Source organism: Micrococcaceae bacterium Sec5.1 (genome assembly GCA_039636795.1).
Taxonomy (GTDB): Bacteria; Actinomycetota; Actinomycetes; order Actinomycetales; family Micrococcaceae; genus Arthrobacter.
The window spans coordinates 2,682,733-2,704,578 of the sequence record CP143430.1; the positions used below are offsets into that span (position 1 = coordinate 2,682,733).

The window sequence follows — 21,846 nt, forward strand, 5'->3', positions numbered from 1 at the left end:
TTCTAGCGGCTTGAATGGGGGGAAACGGCGTATCCGCTGAAGCGGGGCAGAGTGTTGAAACCCTCCGCGGCGAGTCGCCAACCTGGTGGGAGTGCTGCTCCACGATCAACAGCAAGGGCCAGATGGGCTATCGCAGCCAGGAGGCCACCGTTGGCAGGAAGGTAAAGAGTGAGGAAGCCCGGGATCTGGGGATTGTGCCCATTGACGAGGAACTGGTTCTTCGGCGACGGCAGAAGAAGTGCCTGAATCGCCCTCTCCATGTCTCCCAGCCGTGCTGCCGACATGGACATGACGGGATAGTCCCATCCCCAGCTGGATTGAAGGTCCCAATTCAGCCATACGGATTCAAGGGTTGCGCGCATGGCCTCGGGATCAATAATGTCCGTGTCGGGCAACCAGCCAAGAGCCATCAGCATGGAGGGATGGTCTTTGCGCAGCAGGTATGGCGGAGTCGCCAAGGCAGCGTACGTTCCGTCGGGCATCAACCGGGGTTGATGCATGCGCCGACCGATAAGGTCCCAGTCCTCACGAATCGGTAGGTTCAGCCGTTGCCGCCATTCATTCGCAACGTTCAGCGCCCAGGACCAGTAGGCGAGTTCGAAGGTGGGATCTGTGTTTGTAGCCCGGTCAACGAGGTAGCTTTCCTGGGCAGGGATAAGCGGCGGTGGCAGGATAAAGGTTCCGTCATGCTCTTCAACGAAGTCGGCCATGAAGTCGGCTGTCGCTTCAATAAGTCTGTAATGCTCCTCGAGGAACCCTTGTTCGCGGCCCTCGCTGTATAGAAGTTCGAGCAGGTGGATCAAATGTGGCTGCTGCCATATGAGGAACACGCCGATATGACTGGGCGATTCCCGCGCTGACGGGTCTGTTTGCTTCGGCCAACGGGCACCCTTGTATCCTTGGCGGCTGGCCGTTTCCTGGGCAGCCGGGAGGGCTGTGTTGTACCAGCCGAGGCTACGTTCAAGGAGTGCCCCGCGCCCCCACAACGGGAAATGGGCGCCATGCCACCAATGCATTTCGAGGTGGAACTTCCCGCACCAGGTGTTGTAAGTCAACCCTGTTTCTGCAGGCGGCGTCCCTCCAGCGCTATTCACTGCGAGGAGGTACTGGGACAGCACAACCCGGCGTTCAAGCTCCGTGGCGCCTGCGTCTGTGCTTCCGTCGAAGCTTACGGCGGCACCGCTCAGCCAGTAGTCCTCCCATGCAGAAGCGGCGGCGGTACTGACTGCCTCAAAAGTGCGGGGAGAGTCAGTCGGTTGAGGCGCCGGAACGGGCTGTAAGGTAACGACGACTTCGAGCTCGTCCTCATCGGTAACTGCCATCACGCGGGTCCCGCCGTCGAGCAGGCATAACGTACCCGTTGTCTCCACTCGGACTTCGTAGGTTGTGGATTCCACAACTCTGCGGGCCAGCCATGTCCCGGGTGATGTCTCTTCCCAACGCACGCTCTCGGCCAACGGGAGTTCGAACGGGGCCAAGTCATCGCGCTGGGGGTCGAAGATCCAGGACACTGCCAGTCCGCTGCGCAGCAGTTCTGATCTGATTCTCGTTGCGAAACTCTGGGCGGTGGGATGCGCCGTGGTGGCTACTTCGACAGGTACGCCTTGGAGCTGATAACCGGCACGCACTGTGCCGGACCACAAGTCGAGTTCAGTTTGTGCGCCCTCCAGTTCGTTCGGATGGACTATCCGGGGACCTGCCTCGGTTGCATCCAGCGCGAGGCGGCCCAGATGCATCCTTCTGGGGTTGAAGGCGAACCAGGCACTTGCGCTCAGTTCGTCGGGAATTGGATCGGCGGCGCGTTGCAGCCCCATTCGATCCAGGTAGGGTACCGGGCCCCTGGGGGTTTGGTGCATGGTGGTGGCATCTTCCTGAGAAAATTCCTGTCCGCTCCGGGTGCTGTACCAGCCCCAGCTCGATTGAGTGCGAAGGGGGATTTGGAAGTCGTCCACGTTAAAGGGCCGTATCTGTTGTTCAGGCAGGCCCCTGCTGCCGTCGTCGGCATTCCGCAGTGGATCCGGCCGGAGTTCGTGAAACGCCGGAAAAGTCTGTAGCCCGGAAATGTCCACGGTCATGGCAACGTCGCCGTTGCCCACGCTCAGCGTGTTGGTAGCGTGCGCCTGTGTGAGCACGGGATTATGACGGCACACGGTGCTGCGCCGATTGATTTTCATGCGCGTACCCCACGCAGGTCGTCAAACGATATCTGGCCAGGGCGTGTCACCTTAAGCGGTTGACAGTGTTTGGGCATCTTTGCCTCCTCGACGCTTTGACCCGAATTCTGAGTCAACTATAATTTCTGCTTAGAGGATAGCGTTAAGGTTTGAAACGAATCAATAGTTTTCACGAAAGGACTTGATATGGCGGAAAAGCGGGGGGAGTACGCAAAGTCGAACAAGCGCCGGGAAGCGCTCAGCGCGGCGGCGCTCAATCTTGTGCAGGCCAAGGGGCATCGGAATGTCACGGTCTCCGAGGTTGCCCAAATGGCCGGGGCCAGCGAGCCGACGGTCTTCTACCATTTCCCCACCAAGGAAAGTCTGTGGATCTCTGCCTTGAAGCAGTTTGACGACGAGAACATCCGCAGCGTTGGTCATGAGGCCGGAGCTATCGCTGATATGGGCCGTCGTGCGGAAGTAGGTGTTCGCCGCCCCCACATTCCGCTTCTTTATGCGGAAATGGCGGGCGCCGCCGTCGACCGGGAAAACCCCGCGAACCCCTACTTCCAAGAGCGAATGGCCCGATCCCTGCAGGTCATAGCGACCGATATTGAACGCCTGCAGGGCGAAGGCAAGGTACCGGCTGACATAGATGCGCACGTGGCAGCCCGCGTTCTCCTCGCGTGCTGGGAAGGTTTGCAATTCCAGTGGCAGCACGGACCTGAGTTCGACATTCGAGCCCATTTGGAATGGAACATCCGGGCAGTCCTGGGTCCTGACGCACTGACCCCGCCGTGATGGCTTCCGGCAGCGGCGGGGACAGTGGGTCAATTTACATCATGGGTAGAACTGGCCTCAGTGCACCAGGGCATGCACCAAGCGGTCCACGGCTGTGACAGTGATCGTGGCCGTTTGGTTCGCGCCTTTCACCGTGATGGTGATTTCACCTGCTCCGGTGGGGCGCACGATTGCCAGTGCCCTTCCCTCGTAGGTGTTGCCGACGTCGGAGCGGAAGGAATCCTGTGACTGCGGGTTGCCATTACCGACCCCCTGCAACACGCCGTCGCCCTCCACTACAACAGAGAAGGGCTCCGCTCCCTGTCTGAAGACGCGGCCCGCATCGTCTTCCAGGGATATGTCGACGAACGCGAGATCGCCGTCGGAGGCGTCGATGGTGGTCCGATCGGTTCGAACCCGGAGGGTGGGCAAGCCCTCCGGAGTCGTGAGGCTCCATCTTGCCTCCGATCCGTCGGCATTTCTGGCAATAGCCGTTACCTCGCCAGCGGCGAATTCGGTTTCGAAGATCGCCTTGAACCCGTTCGCGGGGCCTGTCGGGCGGACTCCTGTACTCTTGCCGTTGATCTGCAGTTCCACCTCAGGCGCTGCGCTGTAAACCTCGATGCGCATCGGTGTTCCCTCGGCAACATCCCAATCCCATGTTGCAACTGCGTCGCTGAAAGACCATTGAGTGGGGCGTGCCTCCCGCATGAAATTTTCGGGGGGATGCACAGCGATGTAGGGCTCGGCCCTGAGACCGAACACAATTTCACGGAAGTAGGAAACAGGCCGGCGATGTCCGGTAATGTCGATGTCCCCGCACCACGCGGTCCGCCAAGGGAATGGTGCACCGAAGGACTGGGGTCCTTCGTCAGCGTAGTTGACGCGTCCTATACCGGCCTCACCCAGGTAGTCCCATCCTGTCCAGGTGAAGTCGCCGATGAGATGTGAGTTCTGTTCAATGGCCACCCAGTTCTCACTGATCTTTGCGGGGAAAGTCTCGGTCCCCACGATGAGGCGGTTCGGGAACAGCTTACGGTCCAGCTCGTACCTGCTCTCTCCATAGTTGAGTCCGGCAACGTCGACTACCGCAAAAGACTCCTCAGTGCTGTTGGTGACCAGGTCCGACGTCGCGATGTCCTTCATCAAATCGCCCATCTGATTCATGGCTGAGTTGACGCCGCCTTCCATGTTCCTTCCCGCCTCGGCGAGGCGGTGGATGACGGAGACCATCGGATTCATGCCGTTCGTTGTGAAGCGGGTGGGATCCAACTGACGGATCTTCTCAGTGATGCGCCTGCCCCACACTGCGCCCAGGGAGTTTCCGGTCTCGGGAATCTCATTCCCGATCGAATACATGATGACGCTGGGGTGGTTGGCGTCTTTGAGCACCATCGCTTCGACGTCGCGCTCCCACCAGTCAGCGAAGCGCAGTGAATAGTCAAAGGATGATTTGGACTCGGTCCAAACGTCGAAGGCCTCATCGATGACAAGTAGCCCCTGGCGGTCGCAAGCGTCGAGCATGGCGGGGCTGAGGGGGTTATGGCTACTCCTGATGGCGTTGAATCCGGCCTTCTTGAGCAGTTCGACGCGGCGTTCTTCTGCCCTGCGGATGGTGGCTGCGCCGAGGGGTCCATTGTCATGGTGAATGCACGCGCCCCGCAGTTTAACGGTCCGTCCGTTCAGGCGCAGGCCGTGCGCGGTATCCAGTTGCAGCGTGCGGAAGCCAAACGCGGTGGTGGAAAGCTCAAGCTCGTCGCCGCCGTCGAACACGCGGGTCACCGCTGTGTAAAGGTTGGGATCATTGACGTCCCACAGCTGTGGGTTCTTGATGGTCAGACGCTGGCGCAGCACCGCGGACTCAGCCGGAAGGACAGTTACGGGGGCCTCAGTTTGCGCGACCAACACCTGTTCCTGGTCAAGGATGTCAACGTGAACCCGCACTGTTCGCGGTCGGGCCCCGGAGTTGCGCAGCGTCGTCGCTATGGCTGCGACGCCCAGGTCAGCATCAAGGTCAGGGGTCGTGATCTGGACGCCCGCGTAGTCGAGATGCACGTCGCCGGCGACAGTGAGCCAGACATCACGGTAAATGCCCACACCGCTGTACCAGCGTGAGTCCTCGTGCGCGCGTGCCTCAACCCGGATGACATTCCGTTCCCCATGGCGTAGGTGGGGGGTCATGTCCACGCGGAAACCGGAGTAGCCGTACGGGCGTTGGGCCACGAAGTCGTCATTTACGAAAACCATCGCGTCGCGGTAGACGCCCTCAAAGTCGACCGCGACGTGGCAATCGCTCCACTCGGACGGCACATCGAACTCCTTCGAGTACGCGAACGCACCCCCGGGGACGTAGCCGGTGTTCGACCCGTTATCGCTGGGAATCCGTGCTGATCCCACAAGCGCGTCGTGAGGTAGGCAGATAGATTCCGGTGGTGCCTGGCCGGGGCGCAACTCGGAGAAGAAGCCGATTTTCGGGCGAACGGACCACCCACTGTTGAAGGAAACGCGTGTGGGCTGCCTGTATTCGGTGAGGTCCTTCGTCATAATCTCTTCCTGTCGGTCTTGGGTGTTCCGTGGACGGGCTTCCCACGGTTGCGCATGCAACAGCCGCTGCAGAGGCCGGAGCAGGTCAAAGGCAGGGCAGCGCAAAATGACCTTTGCTGGGGGACGCGGAAGTACTGACTCTCCGCTCGGGCATGGGCAGAGCCTGAGATCTGGCGACACGCCCATGGTCTCGTTGCTTCAGGTGCACGTTGGTGATTGGGCAGCAGCTACGCGAACTGGGAAGCTTGAATTGAATAGTAACCGCCATGGTAACTATTGGCAAGGTTCGACAGGCCTAAGCTGACGTCCCGTCTTCGTAGTCCGTGACGCCGGCCAGGTCGCGTCCTGCGATGTATCCAAAGGTGAGGGCGGGGCCGAGGTTGATGCCGCCGGCGGGGTAGTGGCCGCCCATGACTGAGGCTTGGTCGTTGCCGGCGACGTAGAGTCCGTTGATGGCTCGCCCTGCATTGTCCAAGGCACGCCCGCGCGGATCGGTGGCGAGGCCGGCAAAGGTGCCGAAGGAGCCGGGGAGAACCTTGACGGCGTAGAACGGACCCTTTTCCACGGCTCGGAGGGATGGGTTGGGGGTGTTCTTGGGGTCTCCGCCGTATCGGTTGAATTCGGTGGTTCCCCGGTTGAATTCGGGGTCGATGCCTTTGCGGGCGTTTTCGTTGAAGTCCGCCACGGTTTGCGCCAATGCTGTTGGATTAATGCCGCAGGCGGTGGCCAGTTCTTCGATCGTGTCGCCCTTTTTCAGGTAGCCGGATCGGAGGTAGGGGAACAGTGGGACGGGCAGTGGTTTGGCCATTCCCAGGGGGAACTTGCGGACGTAGGCGGCGTCGGCGATTTGCCAGGCTTCGACGGGTTCGCCGTCGGGCGTTGCTTTGAGCATTCCTTCGACGTAGTCGTAGTAGCCGTTGGCTTCGTTGACGAACCGTTTTCCATTGCGGAGCACGCCGATGCTGCCTGGTTTGGCGCGGTCCATGATGTGGGGGAATGTTCCTGTGCGGCCGTTGCGGTAGGGAACCAGGGAGACCGGGCACCAGGCGGCAGGCGATTCGACGTTGGTGTTGAAGCTTGCCCCTACGGCCTGGGCCATCGTTATGCCGTCTCCGGTGGCTTCCTTGGGTGCCAGGGTCCAGTGTTCCTTGCCCGTGGGGGTTTTAGGGAATAGTTCTGCGCGGCGGGCCACGTCGTTCGGGAAGCCGCCCGTCGCGAGCACGACGCCGCGCGAAGCGTTGATGGTGTACCTTCCGTCGGGTGAATGTACGACGGCGCCGCTCACCTTGCCTTCCTTATCGGTGAGTAAGTGTTGGGCTGGTGTGGAGACGCGGATGTCAGCACCAAGATCGTCAGCTGACTTCAACAGCCTGGCGGTGAGGGCGGTGCCGTTGACGAGTTGCATGTTGCGACGATGGATGAGCAGATCCAGAACATGCCGTCCCACCCGCCATGTTGCGTGGAGCAGGCCCTGGATGTTGCCCTGGGATGCCGAAAGGAATTTAGTGAGGTCAGGTCCGGCCATGATGCCCATGCCCAGGAACGAGGTTTCGTAGAGCTGGTGGCGCGCCTTTGAACGTAGCTCGGGCTTGATATTGCGTGCATTGAGGGGTTTGGGGCCGACAGAGCGGTTTCCGGTGCCCGCGCCAGGAGTCTGGCCATAGATGTCTTTGATCTTGGCCCCGGGGACGAATTGGAGGCTGGTCTTGTTATGGAAGAACCCAACCATGTGGGGGACTGCTTCAAGGAAGGCCTCGATCCTTTCCGCGTTGTAGTTCTTGCCGAGGCGGTGGCGCAGGTAGGTGCGGAAGAGTTCGGGGTCCTCCTTGATTCCTGCGGCCGTGGCCAACGGGTTTCCAGGGGTCCAGGCCCAGCCGCCGGACCAGGACGTGGCACCGCCACAGACGTGCGCCTTTTCCACGACGATGACTTTCAGCCCGTGGTAGGCCGCTGTGACCGCAGCTGAGAGGCCGCCTGCGCCCGATCCGATGACGAGGACGTCGCAGTCGAACGTGGTGCCGGAGGTTGCGCTTGATTCGATGGTTTTGGTGGTCTTCACTCGGTTCTGGCCTTCAATGTTGTTTGTTGGTCTCGTGTACGGGCTGGTTGGGTACTGCTGGGTTCAGCGGTGTTCTTTGTTGGCCCACTTATAGGACCAAAGGCTGGAGACCAGTGCTATGAGGCATAGCCCTGCAAGGAGTGCTGCTGCCGGGACCCAGCTGCCGCTGCTTGCCATCAGGGCGGTGGCGATCAGGGGAATAAAACCGCCGACGGCACCAGCCAGTGCGTAGGCAAATCCTGCGCCGCTGTATCGGATCCGGACGTCGAACATGTCGGTGAACCACGTTTGCTGGACGCAGGTGGAGATATTGTGTCCGAGGTTGATCAACGCGACGAAGCCAAGGATCATCGGGACCAGCTCACCGCTTTCTAGGGCCGCGAAGAACGGGGCTGCTGCAAGTGCTGCGGCCAGTGGGCCGATGATGTAGAACCATTTCCGGCCGAACTTGTCCGCGAGTCGGCCCCAGAGGGCAAGGAAGGGAATGGCCAGGACCATGGCGACCATGGAAGCGGTCAGGACGGTTGAGGACGGCGTGTCTGTGAAGTTCTTGACGTAGGCGAGTGAGAACGTGAAGCCCATGTAGAAGGTGCTTTGGTCCACCATTCGCATTCCGATCACTGCCAGGATCTTTTTCGGGCTTGTCCTCAGGGCTTCGGCCAAAGGTGCCTGGGCGGCTTTGTGTTCTTCCTTGGCTGCGGCAAACTCCGCTGATTCCGGCACGCCTGCCCTGATCCAGAGGCCGACGAGGGCGAAGAGGATGCTGATCAGGAATGGCAGCCGCCAGCCCCAGGCAAGGAACTGTTCTGGGGTGGTCATGGCGGTGACCAGCGAGAACGCCGCGGTGCCGAGCAGCAAGCCGACGAATGAGCCGATCTGGACGCCGGTCGCCAGGAAGTTCCGCTTACCTGCGGGTGCGTTTTCCACCGCCATCAGGGCGGCTCCGCCCCATTCCCCGCCGACAGCCATTCCTTGGATGGCCCGCAGGGTCACCAGCAGGATGGGCGCGGCGACACCGATGGCAGCGTAACCGGGGAGCAACCCGATGGCCGTGCTGGCCAGGCCCATCATGATGACGGTGATGAAGAGCATGGTGCGGCGGCCGTACTTGTCACCGAAGTGGCCGAAGATGGCCCCGCCCAGTGGGCGGAACAGGAACCCGACGGCGAAGGAACCCATGGATGCCAGCAGGCCGGCAACTTGGTTGTCGGACGGGAAGTACAGGGGACCGAAGACAACGGCAGCGGCTGTGCCATAGAGAAAGAAGTCGTACCAGTCAACGACTGCGCCGACTGTGCTGGCCAGTGCTGCACGGCGGCCTGCCCTGGCGCTGATCGTTACCGGGGGATGGGTGGGAGTGCTCATGGCGGCAGTGCTCCCTGTGCTGGGGGTTTGGGGAGTCGTCATTGCGGTTCACCGCAACCTTTCTGTAGCTCGGCACCTTTGCCGGCGAGTGGGATAAGTGCTTTAATGACTACGCAGTCATTTAGTGATTTTGATCATACGCGCATCGTTGGATCGCGGTCAAACACCCATTAAGCAGGACGGAAGTTATGAACAGAACCATTGGTCTGGCCCACTTGTCAGCGTTGCATCTGAGCCCGCCCGAACTGGTCCAGGCTGCGGCTAACGCCGGCTTCACCTCTGTGGGCATCCGCGTTTACCCCGCGACCAAGGGCGAATCGACCTACCCCATGGCGATTGGCTCCACCATGTTTGTACACACGATTGATCGTCTCGCAGGGACGGGAATAGCGGTGCGTGATGTGGAGGTATTCACGCTCAACGGGAACCGTGGACGCGCCGAATGGGAGCCCGTGCTTGAAGCGGGAGCTGCCCTGGGTGCGAGTGTTCTGAACGTGATCGGAAGTGATCCGGATGGGGGCCGGCTAAGGGACAGCCTTGCGGCGCTGGTCGAAGATGCCCGCGCGTTCGGGATCAGGCCCTCCGTTGAGCCGATCTCCTACCAGCCCCTGGCAACCGTGCCTGGAGCGGGACTGCTTGTCCAGCAAACGGGATGCGGAATCATGCTCGATGTTCTTCACTTCGTGCGTGCCGGCGGCAGGATTGGCGAACTGGAGCATCTGCCGGCAGGGGCAGTGACTGTCATCCAGCTATGTGACGGCCCAGCCGACACCCCGGACTTGCCGGTCCCGCGTGCCATGCCCTTGGGACAGGACGTCAACGGATCCCCCCGGCAGATCGAATCCCGGTCAAAGAGGCTAGCGCCAGGGGAGGGTGTCTTCCCCCTCAGGGAGATCCTGGACCTCTTCCCGGACACGCCGATCAGCGTCGAAGTCCCTGACGTCCTGGCCGTCGAGGCGCAAGGCACATTTGCCCACCTCCAACACCTCTATGAGGCAGCCGCAACGCTGACCCGCACCCCCCCGAAAACCGAAACGAAGTGAACACCATGAGCGAACTCACCCAAGAAAAAACAACCCGAACCGCAACCCCGGAGACCTATTGGCCCGGTCGCTTCCAGGACCAGGTGATCCTCGTGACCGGCGCCGCCGGCGGCCTCGGCTCGGACACCGCGGACCGGCTGGCACGCGAAGGTGCCACAGTTGTATGCACGGACGTCAATGCCGGCGGCCGGGGTGACGGCAGCAGTCCGTCGAACTGCATGGCCCTGAATGTCACCCAAAGGCAGGACTGGGACCACACCGTGCAGGCCGTTCTGCAGCGGTACGGCAGGATCGACGGGGCGCTCTTTGCCCACGGCATCCAGGGACCGGAGGTTCCCGTGACGGAGATGCCGGCAGAAGGATGGGCCAGAACCCTGAGCGTGAATCTGGACGGCTGCCTCCACGGTCTGGCCAGCATCCTGCCGGTCCTCACCAAGCAGGCCTACGGCAGGATTGCCATCCTGTCATCCATTTCCGCGCGTGAAGGGAATCCGCACCAGGCCGCCTACTCGGCTTCCAAGGCGGGCCTGGTCGCACTGGTGAAAACGGCAGCCAAAGAGGTGGCACCTTACGGTGTTACGGTCAATTCCATCGCCCCGTCCATGATGAAAACCCGGCTCCTTCAGGACCTGAGCCCGGAACGAAACGCCCAACTCCTCGCCAAGGTTCCCATGGGAAGAGTCGGGCTACCGGAAGAATTCTCGGCTCTGGCCTCATGGCTGCTATCCACCGAGGCCAGCTACATGACAGGCCAGACACTGGACCTCAGCGGCGGCCGCAACACCGCCTAAGCGGGCGGTCCCGTCGTCCCCCGCACCTGCATATGGACCGGAAACACCGTCTTCATCGTTTCGCTGGGAGGCTCACCTTCGATCCTCCCAGCAAGACGGTCCACTGCCAGATACGACATCTCCGGGATCGGCTGATGCACAGTGGTGAGGTTGATGAAAGCCCACCGCGCCGGCCCGGAATCATCGAACCCCACCACGGAAAGCTGCTGGGGAACACTGATCCCCAGTTGCGCAGCGGCGTCCAACACGGCAAACGCCAAAGCATCCGTCACGCAATAAATTGCCGTCGGCCGGTCCTGGGTATCCAACAACTCCAGCGCGGCCCGGACCCCTTCTTCATGGGTTAGCCTCAGATGCCGAATCCAGTCCTCACGAACCTGAAGTCCACGCCGTCCCATGGCCGCCCGGAACCCGTCCTCACGGTCCCGGCCATTGGACCGGTCCCTCAACGTGGTCAGGAGACCGATGCTCTTGTGCCCCAGGCCTTCGAGATGGGCCACGACGAGCTCGCCAGCGCGTCGGTCATCGGCAAGGACCGCCTCGACCTCAACAGTCGTATCGTCACGGCTAAGCAAAACCGCCGGTGTCCCGCGCTCCAACACCCTGCGGACGGCGGCAGAAGATTCCCGGGCCGAAACAAAAATCATTCCGTCCACCGTTGCACTGTCCAGGACATCAACTGCCTCAGGGTCAGGTGAAATGTCCGGGTCCCGGATGAGGACCATCCGATACCCGCGCTCAAGAAGCCGATTCTGCAACGACTCAACAATGACCGGATAAATAGGGCTGGTCAGGTCAGCAACTACCACACCAACGGCGTGTGTCCGCCGCGTCACCATCATCCGGGCAGCAGCATCGGGCACATACCCAAGCTCCCGTGCCACGGAAAGAATCCGCGCTTTCGTAGCCGGGGCAACGGATGGATGGCCCCGAAGGGCACGGGACACTGTCGACTGCGACAATCCCAAATGACGGGCCACGTCAACGCTGGTTACCATTCCACCATCGTATTTCACCAGATCAGGTCGGGTCCCGATGCTATTGAACGTGCGTCTGGCTCTGCTGAGCGGACGGGCTGTCTTGCTGGTGCCGTGGGTCTGCGGTGTCCTGACTGAACTTCTTGCGGGTTTCGGGTGCGAGGAGTGCGGACACCACCGTGATGATCCCAATGATGCTGAAGTACAGGATCACCCATCCTGGTTCACCATTCCCGGCGTTCAAAAGGGCGACGGCGACCAGCGGCGCGACGCCACCGGCGAGCACCGAGCCGAACTGATAGCCCATGGAGGCTCCGCTGTAGCGCAATTTAGTAGAGAACAGTTCTGCAAAGAAGGCTGCCTGTGGCCCATACATCGAGTTGTGGAAAACAGCGAGGCCAATGATGATGGCGAGGGTTGCCAGCAACGCACTGCCTGTGTCGGTCATGACGAAGTACAACGGGAAGAACAGGAGTCCTCCGATGGCGCCGAAAAGGTAGACGGGCTTGCGGCCGATTTTGTCGGAAAGGATGGCCCAGAGGGGGACGGCGATAATGCCAATCGCGGAGGCGATAAGTACCGACATCGTTCCTTGGTTGGCGCGGTCGGTCCCAAAGGTCTTCATGATGTAGACCACGGAGAAGGTGGTGTAGAGGTAATAGGCGGAGTTTTCTGCCAAACGCATTCCGACGACGAGCCAAATGCCCTTGGCCTCTTTCTGCAGTGCCTCACCCAAGGGTTTCTGCGAGGTCTGCTTGGCCGCGACGAGTTCTTTGAAGTCGTCGGAGTCCTCGAGCTTGGAGCGGACGATGATGCCGGTAACGATCAGGAGGACACTGAGCAGGAACGGTATCCGCCACGCCCAGGCGTCGAAAACGTCGGCTGGCACTGAGGCTTTTACGGCAAGGACGCTGGAATTGGCGAGCAGCATTCCGGCGGGAACGCCCATCTGGGTGAAGCTCCCGAACAAACCACTGCGGCCCGCAGGCGCGTGCTCGATGGAAATAACTGCCGCTCCCGCCCATTCTGCTCCTGCCCCGAAACCTTGCAGCAGGCGCAACATCGTGAGCAGGACGGGAGCCCAGAATCCGATCTGGGCGTAGGTCGGCAAGAGTCCCATGGCAAGGGTCGCGACCCCCATGATCAGGAGGGAGAGAACGAGCATGGGTTTCCGGCCGATCTTATCTCCGAAGTGACCGGCGAACATCCCCCCGAAGGGGCGGGCCACGAAACCCACCGCGTAGGTGACAAAGGCAAGAAGGAGACCGGTTGCTGGGTCTTGTTCGGGAAAATACAGTCTGCTGAAGACCCCGGTCGCGGCAAGGATGCCAAAAATGTAGTAGTCATACCATTCGATGGTTGTGCCGACGAAGCTGGCGAGTGGCACACGCCAGGGGGTCTTTGTGCTGATGGATGTGCTGGGAAGTGTCATGGGATTTTCTTTCAGCTTGGTACAAGGGAGTTGGCGGGGGAGTTGGTCAGGCGAAGGGGTTGGACAGTCCGATGTAGACGGTCTCGAGGAATTCCTCGATTCCTTCGGCTCCGCCTTCACGACCGAGGCCTGACTGCTTGACACCGCCGAACGGTGCTGCGGGGTTGGAGATGATGCCCGAGTTCACGCCGAGCATGCCGGTCTCGAGTTGTTCGGATAGGCGAAGGACCCGGTTGATGTCGCGGGTGAACACGTAGGAGATCAACCCGTAGGGGGTCGCGTTGGCGAGGTTGATTGCCTCTTGTTCGTCGTGGAAAGGAACAATCGGGGCCACCGGTCCGAAGATCTCCTCTGTTAGTGCACGCGCCTCGGCCGGCACATCGGTGAGGACGGTGGGTTCGTAAAAGTAGCCGGGTCCGGGCAGCATCCTTCCACCGGTGAACACGCGTGCCCCCTTACTGACAGCGTCATCGACAAGGTCTGCGACTTTTTGGCGGCTGTGCTCGTCAATGAGCGGTCCGATCTGAACTCCGGCCTCCGTCCCGCGACCGAGTGTCATTTCGGACATTCGGGAGGCCAGACGCTTGGCGAACACATCGGCAAGGCTGTGGTGAACGTAGAACCGGTTGGCCGACGTGCAGGCCTGTCCGCCGTTCCGGAGCTTGGCTGCGATGGCACCTTCAACTGCCGCGTCGAGGTCTGCGTCGGCGAACACCAGGAACGGTGCGTTTCCACCAAGTTCCATGGAGGTTCGAAGCACGGTCCCCGCTGCCGCTTGCAGGAGGCGGACCCCGACTTCCGTGGAACCGGTAAACGAGAGTTTCCGCAACCGGGGATCTGCGATGAGGGGACCCGTCACAGCTCCCGCCGAGGATGTGGGTACCACGTTGAGCACACCTGCCGGCAATCCTGCCTCGTGCATGACCTGCGCGAAAAGGAGCGTCGTCAGCGGTGTCAGGGCCGGTGGCTTGATCACCATCGTGCAGCCGGCCGCGATTGCAGGAGCGACTTTCCGTGTCGCCATCGCCAAGGGAAAGTTCCACGGAGTGATGAACAAGCAGGGGCCGACCGGTCGTTTCGTCACCAGAAGGCGCGAATTCCCGTCCGGCGATGGGGAATACCGGCCCGAGATGTGGGCTGCTTCTTCACTGAACCAGCGGAGGAACTCTGCGCCGTAGGCGACCTCGCCGCGAGCCTCAGTAAGGGACTTGCCCATCTCCATTGTCATCAAGAGAGCGAAGTCCTCGCCGCGGGCAGTGACGGCTTCGAAGCCGGCTCGGAGGATTTCGGCGCGGCTGCGCGCGGGGGTGCTGGCCCAGGCAGATTGGGCTGCCGCAGCCGCGTCGAGTGCTGCCAATCCGTCCACAGGGGATCCATCGGCGACGGTGGTGAGGACTTTCCCGGTGGCAGGGTCTTCAACATCGAAACGTTGCCGTGTCGCGGCGTCATGCCACTTTCCAGCAATGAAGACCCCGGTTGGTAAGGAGTCCAGCAGGGAGATTTCCGAAGCCGCGTTCACCGGGGATCTGCTTCGGTTGCCGCAAACGTGATGATTTGTCGCACTGCGAGGCCGTCCGCGAGGTCGTCCATTGCTTGGTTTACTTCCTGGAGGGTGATGGTTGATGAAATCAGTGCTTCGATGGGTAGCCGCCCCTCACGCCAGAGCTGCGCGAAGGCGGGGATGTCACGGGCAGGGACGGCGGAACCGAGGTAACTGCCAATGATCGTGCGGGCCTCGGCCGTGAGTCCGAGCGGCTTGATCGCCGCTTCCGCAGTTGGTGCTGGAAGGCCAACGGTGACGGTCCGGCCACCTACGCCGGTCAGTGCCACGGCAGTTTCAAAGGCTCTGGCGTTACCGGCAGCTTCGATCACGATCGGCGCCTTGAGCCCTGCTTCGAAGGCCTGACCGGGCGTGTAGACCGCGCTTGCGCCCAGAGCAGTGGCTCGTTCGAGCTTGTCGACGACCGCGTCCACTCCGATGACGTCCCCTTTTCCGAGGGAAACCGCGGTGAGCAGCGCCGCCATTCCGACTCCGCCGAGACCCACCACTATGGTGGTCTCTCCCTCTTCGGGCTTGGCGGCGTTGATGACTGCCCCGCCCCCTGTGAGCACGGCGCATCCAAGGACTGCGGCGATCTCCGGCGGGATGTCGTCGTCAACAGGCACCAGTGAGCGCCGATCGATGACGGCGTGGGTTGCGAACGCGGATACACCCAGATGGTGGTAGACATCCTGCCCGCCGCGATGCAGGCGTGTTCCGCCTGAAAGCAAGGTTCCCGCATTGTTCGCTCCCGAGCCGGGCGTGCAGGGTAGTCGCCCGTTCGTGCGGCAATTGGCGCATTCCCCGCATCGGGGAAGGAAGGCCATCACGACCCGTTGGCCAGTGACCAAGTCCTCGACTCCAGGCCCCCAACTGACGACACGGCCGGCAGCTTCATGGCCGAGCAGCATCGGTAGCGGTCGAACCCGGTTGCCGTCCACGACGGACAGGTCGGAGTGGCAGATTCCTGCTGCTTCGATTTTGATCAGGACCTCACCTGGGCCCGGCGGATCGAGTTCGAGTTCGCTGACGGTGATAGGACGGGAGGCTCCGAAAGGCCTTGGGCGGCCGATTTCTTCCAGGACTGCTCCGGTTATTTTCATGGTGTGGCTTTCATGTCGATGTTTCCCCGGTCGGTCCGGGGTGATGGGAATGCGGGGTCGCTCCCTCGGCGATGGCCGAAGATACCGCCGTGGTGATGTCGTCACCAGCGCGCAGTGGGCGGCCTGAAAAGATGCCTTCGTGCGCGAGGATGGGGCGTCGGTCACCGGCCAGTTCCGGGTAGCGTTCCTCGAGTGCTTCACGGCGCTCGGCAACCCGGTGCCAGTGCGCGATCGTTTCGCGGTCGCCCCGTCCGACCGCGTTCCAGCTACGCGGCATCTGCTCCCGGGAGGGTCCGGCGGACGCGCGCCCCCCAATGTTTAGCCGGGAAGGGCGCTTACTGGTTTCAGCCCCACACCCTGGACAGGGCGGGTTGGCTGATGTCATTGCCGCGAGGCCGGCCTCGAAGTGGTGCCCGTTCTGGCAAGCGAAATCGTAGAGGATCATGTGCTCTCTCCCAGCGCCGGCTCAGCTGTAAAACCCATCGGGTGCATATCGCAGTGACCTGGCCTGTTCGCCGTCGTGGCCGAAGATAACCTCCGCCCCCGTCCGATCGGCGATGGCCCGGAGTTTTTCGACAGACTCAAGCCAGCGAACGTTATCCCAAACGATCGCCGCACCGACGGCGGGAGGCCCCCAACTGTCCGCAAGGTACACCGCGTCCGACGTGAAAATCTTCGTACCCTCGTTCTTGAGATCAAGCTGCAACGACATGGTTCCCCAGGTGTGCCCCGGGGTCTCCAGTACCTTGACGCCGGGCACGATCTCCACGTCGCCGCTGACCCCCTCCAGATCGAGCGACTCGTAGTCCGAGACGATGTGCGCCCCCTTCGAATAGCCTTCAATGGCACGTGCGCCAGCGATCTCGGCGCTGTTGGCGATGATCCGGGTTTTGCCGTTGTCGAACATCGAGGCGTTTGCTGCATGGTCGAAATGCAAGTGTGAGAGCACCAGCATGTCGATATCATCCGGTGTCAATTCCAGCTGAGCCAGAGAAGAGTCCAGATAGCCCGGTCCGTCCACTGGCTCACGTACCGGAAAGAAGTCCTGAAACCCTGTCGGCGCCCATCGCTGCTCCCAGTCACGGGGAACGCCCGTGTCCCACAGAATCCGCCCCTCAGGATGCTCGATGAGCACAGCATGGGTGGGGCATTCGCCCCAGACGACAGGCTCCTCTTTGTGGTGCCGGTCTCGGATAGTCCGCCCACCTTTGAGCAGGAGCCAAGTCAGGTCGGTCTCCATGACCCCGGTGGACAGAATATGGACCCGCATATCAGTCACTACAACCTCCTTGTTGTTAGCGGCAACTTTTACCGTTCCCCCACTCTGCAGGTTCATGGGAAGCAAAACCATGGTGCTAAGGGATATACAAATGGTGAATACATAGCCGGAATCGACATATGTCACTTAGAATCACGGTATGACCGAGTCCAGAATCCAGGAATTCAGGGCACCGGGGGACCCGGAAATCCTCATGGCCGCCACCGAAAGCTCGACTGACCTGGCGAGCGTGCGCGATCGTACGCTCATCCTCAAGGGGATCCTGCGCCGCACCCGCACCCTTTTAGGTGCCGACATGGCATACCTCAGTCTGAATGACCTCCCTGCCGGGGAGACGTACATCCATGTCACGGACAACGTGCGTACCGAGGAATATCGGAACATCCGCATGCCGTTGGGTACCGGGGTACTCGGAGCAGTCGCCACGGGCGGCTCAACCGCGTCCACTCTTGATTACCTGGCTGACCCAAACATGAACCACATCCCTGCGATCGACCAGATCGTCGCCCTCGAAGGGGTAAAGGCGATCGCCGGGGCGCCGCTTAGGGTAGGTGGTCGGATAGTCGGTGCCCTGCTCGTCGCACATCGCGCGCCGGCCAGCCTTCCGGCTGCCGGGCAACGGGCCCTTGAGCACATGGCAGCCCAAGCGGCCCTCGCACTCGAACAGACCCGCCGAGGAAGTGAGATTACTCAGCTTCGGGCGTTGATAGGCAGTACGACTACCAGCAACGCCGGCCGGACCCGGGAACTGGAATCAATGCTTGCGTTGGATGAGCGGCTGATGGGAAGTATGGTCGCCTCCGTCAACGCGGAGGGCGTCATTGCGGTGCTTGAAGAAGCATCGGGGCGGCCCTTGGGACTGTTTGACCCGGCAGGGCGTCACCGCTTCGGATCCGTGACGCTGAGTAAGCCCGCGCTTGAGACGTGGGGGGTGCAATCGGCAATCAGCAGTTCGCTGCATGGCGCGAGTGCTGCGACCGTTCGACACAAAGGTGATGCCTACACGGTTGTCGCCATCGCGGCCGGCAATGAGCACCTGGCAACGTTGGTCATGAACGGCTCCGCCAGCAAAGAGACCTCACTCCTTGAGCGGGGTTCGGTGTTTGTGAGCGCAGCGCTACTGTTCGAACGCACCCTCGTGGATGCCAACAACCGCGCCCAATCAACGCTCATGGAAGATCTGCTTACCAGCCGAACTGAGGACCAGGCTCAGGCTGTGAGAACCAGGTTCGCCGCCTACGGCATTGAACTCCGCAATAAAATCGCCGTCCTGGTCATCCTGGTTGATCCTGCGGTCCGGCACGCTGCGCTTGCGATAGTGCAACAGAGACTTCGAAAAGCTCCGATGCTCATTTCGTCCCACATGGGCCACATCTGCGTGGTGACGACGTCGAGCGCGGCAGCCTTGGCCGAAGAACTGGACCAGATCCTGCACGAGGATGGGCTCTCTGCAGTAATTGGCCACGCAACAGCTACCGGCGAAACCATCAGCAGTGTCCGGGAGGCCCATGATGAGGCCTCCCAAGTCGTTACGGCCGCCAAAGAACTCGGCTGGCGACGCGGGTTTGCCGACCTCAACGATTTGGGTATTGCCGGAATCATGCTCAGCCATGACCGTGCTGCAACCGCAGCGCGGATCATCGAACGAACGCTCGGCCCTGTTCAGGAGTACGACCGGGCGCACAGAACTGAACTGCTTGGCACGCTCTGGGCGTACCTCGAGACTGGGAGTCGTCTCCAAAGCACGGCTGCGCAGCTGCACATCCACCAGAACACCGTCAAGCAACGGCTCGAGCGGATCGACTCCCTGCTCGGCCCGGAGTGGCGTACGCCCTCACGCCGCGTCGATGTGCACTTCGCGCTGCGGCTCTGGAAACTGACTCCGCAACGACTACACGAACCGCACCGATAGTATTCCGTGATGGCAGCCCCACGGACTTAGGAAGAACCAGTCACAAGAATTGCCCTGGCATACAGAGCTGCTCCGATCAATCCAGCGTCTTGGCCAAGGGTTGCAGGGAGAATGCGGGGGCGGCGATGAAAGGTCAGCAGTTCGTAGACCGCTTTTCGTAAGGGGACAAGCAAGGCTTCTCCCGCTTGGGAGAGTCCACCACCGATGACGAAGACCTCCGTGCCCAGGATGCTGACGCACTGGCTGATACTGAAGGCCAGTGCGTCTACTGCTTGTTCCCAGACTTGCCGGGCGATTGGGTCGCCCTCGGCGGCGAGCGAGAGTACAGCTTTTGCGCCGTCTACCGTGTTGCCGCTGATTGCCGTGTAGCGGTGGGTGATGGCTCCTGCTGAGCCGAGGGCTTCAAGTATCGTCGTACCGCCGGAAGGGGCCGGGACCAGTGCGTGGCCTATTTCCCCGGCGTAGCCTCCGGCGGTCACGGGTTTGTCGCCGGAGAACACGGCGGCGGCAATTCCCGTGCCGATGATGAGGACGGCGGCGTCGTGGTGGTCGTGTGTCTGGCGCATTTGTAGTTCGGCTGCCCCTGCGGCGGCCACGTCATGGCCGAAAGCCACGGGCATGCCCAGCCTGGACTGGGCTTGGGTGGTGAAGGGGAAGTCGCGCCATCCTAGATTGGCGGAGTAGATGCCCGTCCCTGTGGCGGCGTCTACTATGCCCGGTACCGTTAGCCCAGCTGCTTGGACCCCCGCGTGAGGGTGTTCTGCTTGTAGCTCGCGGGCGAGCTCTCCGATCCGGTCCAATATCGTCTCTGCCGGTTGCGTTGGATGCAGTGGCGTGGCCACGCTGCGGGAGCCCCGCACGTCGCCGTTGGTATCGACCAGCGCGGCTTTGATGAATGAACCGCCGACGTCGAAGGCCAGGACTGAGGCGGATGCTGCGCCAAGTGACACGGGGGATGGCATGGGTGTCCTACTCTTTGTCTTTGGAATGGTGGAACGATTGCAGATGGCCGGTTTATACCGCGCCGTAGGACAGTCCTGAGATGAGCCGGCGCTGGAAGATGATCGCGAGGACCAGGATTGGGATTGTTCCCACTGTTGCCGCGGCGGCCATTTGTCCGAAATCTGTTCCCGCGATCGAGATGAAGAAGTTGACGGTCGTCGGGAAAGTGCGGGCGTCGATGGACGTCAGGAATTGTGCGAACGCGAATTCGTTCCAGGTCTGGATAACAAGCAGCAGACCTGCCGACACCATTCCAGGGCCGAGGATGGGGGTGTGGATGGTCCACAGGATCCTCCATCGGGATGCCCCGTCCAGTTGGGCGGCTTCGTCGATGTCCATGGGAATGTCGCGCATGAACCCCCGGAGCATCCAGACGGCAAGGGGGACGTTCATGGTCATGCAGGAAATGATGAGCAGGATCTGGGTGTCCAGGAGACCGATGAACTGGGCTATCAGGAAGAACGGGATCACGACCGCGATGGCCGGGATCATGCGGAAGGACAGCACGTTCAAAGCGACGGAGCGTTCCTTCCGGAGGCCGAAACGAGTCAGGCCATAGGCGGCCATGAGCGCGAGAACGAGGGATGGTATGACCGACCCGATTGTCACGATGACGCTGTTGGTGATGTACCCGCCGAAGTGCTTCCCCTGGAAGAGCTCGGCGTAATTGTTCAGCGTGGGTTGGAAGATGAATGCTGCAGGGTTCAAAACGTCGCGCTTGAGTTTGAAGGATGAGATGAGCGTGAAGGCGACGGGGAAGAGAGTGATGATGCCCCATATACCGACGACGGCGTAGATAAGGGCTGTTGTTGTTCTCGCCTTTCGGCGGTTGGCGCTCATGACGGCAGGTTTCGCGGGAGCCGCGATTTTTTCCGTCAGGTTCGGTCCTTCTACGACGGTCATCCCTGAAGCCCTTCTGCTTTTTTGAGGTGGCGTGTGACGAATTGGGAAATGATGATGACCAGAATGAGCAGCAGGACTGCGACGGCTGACGCGCGGCCGATCCATCCTGAGGTATAGAGGCCGTAGTGGAAAACCATCAGGCCCAAGGTTTCGGTGGCCTGTCCTGGGCCGCCTTGCGTCAGGGCGTAGGCGGTATCGAATATTTTGACTGAATCGATGAGGCGCAGGGCGATCACGAGCCCGAAGATTGGCTGGATCATGGGAAAGGTGATGTTCCGGAACAACTGCCAGGCATTTGCTCCGTCGAGCTGGGCTGCTTCTTTGGGGCGGGGGTCCAGGGATCGCAGTCCTGCGAACATAATGAGCGCTACGAACGGGGTCCACTGCCAGGTTTCGACGATGAGAACGGAAATGAAGGCCAGTGGTGGCGAGCCGAGCCAGGCCTGGTCAAGGCCGATGGGCCTGAGGAATGCGTTCAGGGCGCCGTTGAGGTCGTTGAAGATCAGGCGCCAGATGAGCCCGGCCATGACGGGCGCCATGACGAGCGGGATCAGCAGGAGCGTGGTGATGATGCCGCGGCCGATGAGAATGCGGTCAAGCAGGAGTGCCAGGATGGTGCCCAGCAGGACCGTGGTCAGGGTTGAGCTGAGCAAGAAGCCAATGGTGACTCCGACTGCCGGCCAGAAGTTGGTGTCCGTTCCGGAAATCAGCCGGGTGTAGTTCTCCAGTCCGATGAACTTTGCTGCGCTCAGTGGTGTTCCCCTGTCGTAGTCGAAGAGGCTTATTCCATAGAGGAACAGGCCCGGCAGGACTCCCACCAGGGTGACGATGATCACTGCCGGGGCAACAAACAGCCGCCCGGTGCGGTCATTGCGTAATTCAGAGGGGCTTCGCTGCGTTTGGCGTTTGGCCCTGGTCGGCGCTACCGATGCTGCGCTCACAAGATTGCTCCTTGCTGGGTCA

At 61.3% G+C, this 21,846-nt stretch carries 17 protein-coding genes; 4 read left to right on the forward strand and 13 right to left on the reverse strand.

What is annotated here, in order from left to right; genetic code table 11:
• Positions 1-2 precede the first annotated feature (2 nt).
• On the reverse strand, positions 3-2,174 hold the full coding sequence (locus tag VUN82_12270) for a hypothetical protein (protein XAS74551.1): 2,172 nt from the start codon (positions 2,172-2,174) through the stop codon (positions 3-5).
• 186 nt (positions 2,175-2,360) lie between these two features.
• Here VUN82_12270 and VUN82_12275 point away from each other — a divergent pair, with 186 nt between their 5' ends.
• Positions 2,361-2,954 carry a TetR/AcrR family transcriptional regulator gene (locus VUN82_12275; protein XAS74552.1) on the forward strand — a complete coding sequence of 198 codons (594 nt, stop codon included), beginning with the start codon at positions 2,361-2,363 and terminating at the stop codon, positions 2,952-2,954.
• A gap of 57 nt (positions 2,955-3,011) precedes the next feature.
• Here the strand turns inward: VUN82_12275 and VUN82_12280 are convergent, their stop codons facing one another.
• The 3 genes from VUN82_12280 to VUN82_12290 all read right to left on the reverse strand — a co-directional run bounded on the left by VUN82_12280 (position 3,012) and on the right by VUN82_12290 (position 8,901).
• Entirely contained in the window at positions 3,012-5,477 is a 2,466-nt protein-coding gene (locus VUN82_12280; protein ID XAS74553.1) for a glycoside hydrolase family 2 TIM barrel-domain containing protein, read from the reverse strand.
• A 295-nt stretch (positions 5,478-5,772) separates the two neighbouring features.
• On the reverse strand, positions 5,773-7,536 hold the full coding sequence (locus tag VUN82_12285; protein XAS74554.1) for an FAD-dependent oxidoreductase: 1,764 nt from the start codon (positions 7,534-7,536) through the stop codon (positions 5,773-5,775).
• A gap of 63 nt (positions 7,537-7,599) precedes the next feature.
• Complete coding sequence (locus tag VUN82_12290; protein ID XAS74555.1) at positions 7,600-8,901, reverse strand: MFS transporter; 1,302 nt, start codon at positions 8,899-8,901, stop codon at positions 7,600-7,602.
• Positions 8,902-9,089: 188 nt separating this feature from the next.
• Here VUN82_12290 and VUN82_12295 point away from each other — a divergent pair, with 188 nt between their 5' ends.
• Positions 9,090-9,944, forward strand: a complete 855-nt coding sequence (locus VUN82_12295) for a TIM barrel protein (GenBank protein ID XAS74556.1) — start codon at positions 9,090-9,092, stop codon at positions 9,942-9,944.
• Between the two features lie 5 nt (positions 9,945-9,949).
• Positions 9,950-10,735, forward strand: coding sequence for an SDR family NAD(P)-dependent oxidoreductase (locus VUN82_12300; protein XAS74557.1), 786 nt, complete (start codon positions 9,950-9,952; stop codon positions 10,733-10,735).
• Here the strand turns inward: VUN82_12300 and VUN82_12305 are convergent.
• The 6 genes from VUN82_12305 to VUN82_12330 form a co-directional block, all read right to left on the reverse strand.
• Entirely contained in the window at positions 10,732-11,733 is a 1,002-nt protein-coding gene (locus VUN82_12305) for a LacI family DNA-binding transcriptional regulator (GenBank protein ID XAS74558.1), read from the reverse strand. The two genes, VUN82_12300 and VUN82_12305, sit on opposite strands and share 4 nt — an antisense overlap.
• Positions 11,734-11,773: 40 nt before the next feature.
• Positions 11,774-13,144: an MFS transporter gene (locus VUN82_12310; protein XAS74559.1), complete on the reverse strand. Its 1,371-nt coding sequence runs from the start codon at positions 13,142-13,144 to the stop codon at positions 11,774-11,776.
• Positions 13,145-13,190: 46 nt separating this feature from the next.
• Positions 13,191-14,663, reverse strand: a complete 1,473-nt coding sequence (locus VUN82_12315; GenBank protein XAS74560.1) for an NAD-dependent succinate-semialdehyde dehydrogenase — start codon at positions 14,661-14,663, stop codon at positions 13,191-13,193.
• Entirely contained in the window at positions 14,660-15,787 is a 1,128-nt protein-coding gene (locus VUN82_12320; GenBank protein ID XAS74561.1) for an alcohol dehydrogenase catalytic domain-containing protein, read from the reverse strand. The genes VUN82_12315 and VUN82_12320 overlap by 4 nt, the downstream gene beginning before the upstream one ends.
• 10 nt (positions 15,788-15,797) lie before the next feature.
• The gene (locus VUN82_12325) at positions 15,798-16,064 is read right to left on the reverse strand and encodes a hypothetical protein (protein XAS74562.1); all 267 of its coding nucleotides are present in this window, start codon (positions 16,062-16,064) and stop codon (positions 15,798-15,800) included.
• A 189-nt stretch (positions 16,065-16,253) separates the two neighbouring features.
• Complete coding sequence (locus VUN82_12330; GenBank protein XAS74563.1) at positions 16,254-17,123, reverse strand: N-acyl homoserine lactonase family protein; 870 nt, start codon at positions 17,121-17,123, stop codon at positions 16,254-16,256.
• A gap of 82 nt (positions 17,124-17,205) precedes the next feature.
• Here VUN82_12330 and VUN82_12335 point away from each other — a divergent pair, with 82 nt between their 5' ends.
• Positions 17,206-18,978: a helix-turn-helix domain-containing protein gene (locus VUN82_12335; GenBank protein ID XAS74564.1), complete on the forward strand. Its 1,773-nt coding sequence runs from the start codon at positions 17,206-17,208 to the stop codon at positions 18,976-18,978.
• Positions 18,979-19,004: 26 nt separating this feature from the next.
• On the opposite strand, the gene VUN82_12340 is transcribed toward VUN82_12335, so the two are convergent.
• Genes VUN82_12340 through VUN82_12350 form a run of 3 tightly spaced genes read right to left on the reverse strand, consistent with a single transcriptional unit; the run spans position 19,005 to position 21,824 of the window.
• Entirely contained in the window at positions 19,005-19,940 is a 936-nt protein-coding gene (locus VUN82_12340) for an ROK family protein (protein XAS74565.1), read from the reverse strand.
• A gap of 52 nt (positions 19,941-19,992) precedes the next feature.
• Positions 19,993-20,883: a carbohydrate ABC transporter permease gene (locus tag VUN82_12345; protein ID XAS74566.1), complete on the reverse strand. Its 891-nt coding sequence runs from the start codon at positions 20,881-20,883 to the stop codon at positions 19,993-19,995.
• Positions 20,880-21,824, reverse strand: a complete 945-nt coding sequence (locus VUN82_12350; protein XAS74567.1) for a sugar ABC transporter permease — start codon at positions 21,822-21,824, stop codon at positions 20,880-20,882. The genes VUN82_12345 and VUN82_12350 overlap by 4 nt, the downstream gene beginning before the upstream one ends.
• Between the last annotated feature and the right edge of the window lie 22 nt (positions 21,825-21,846).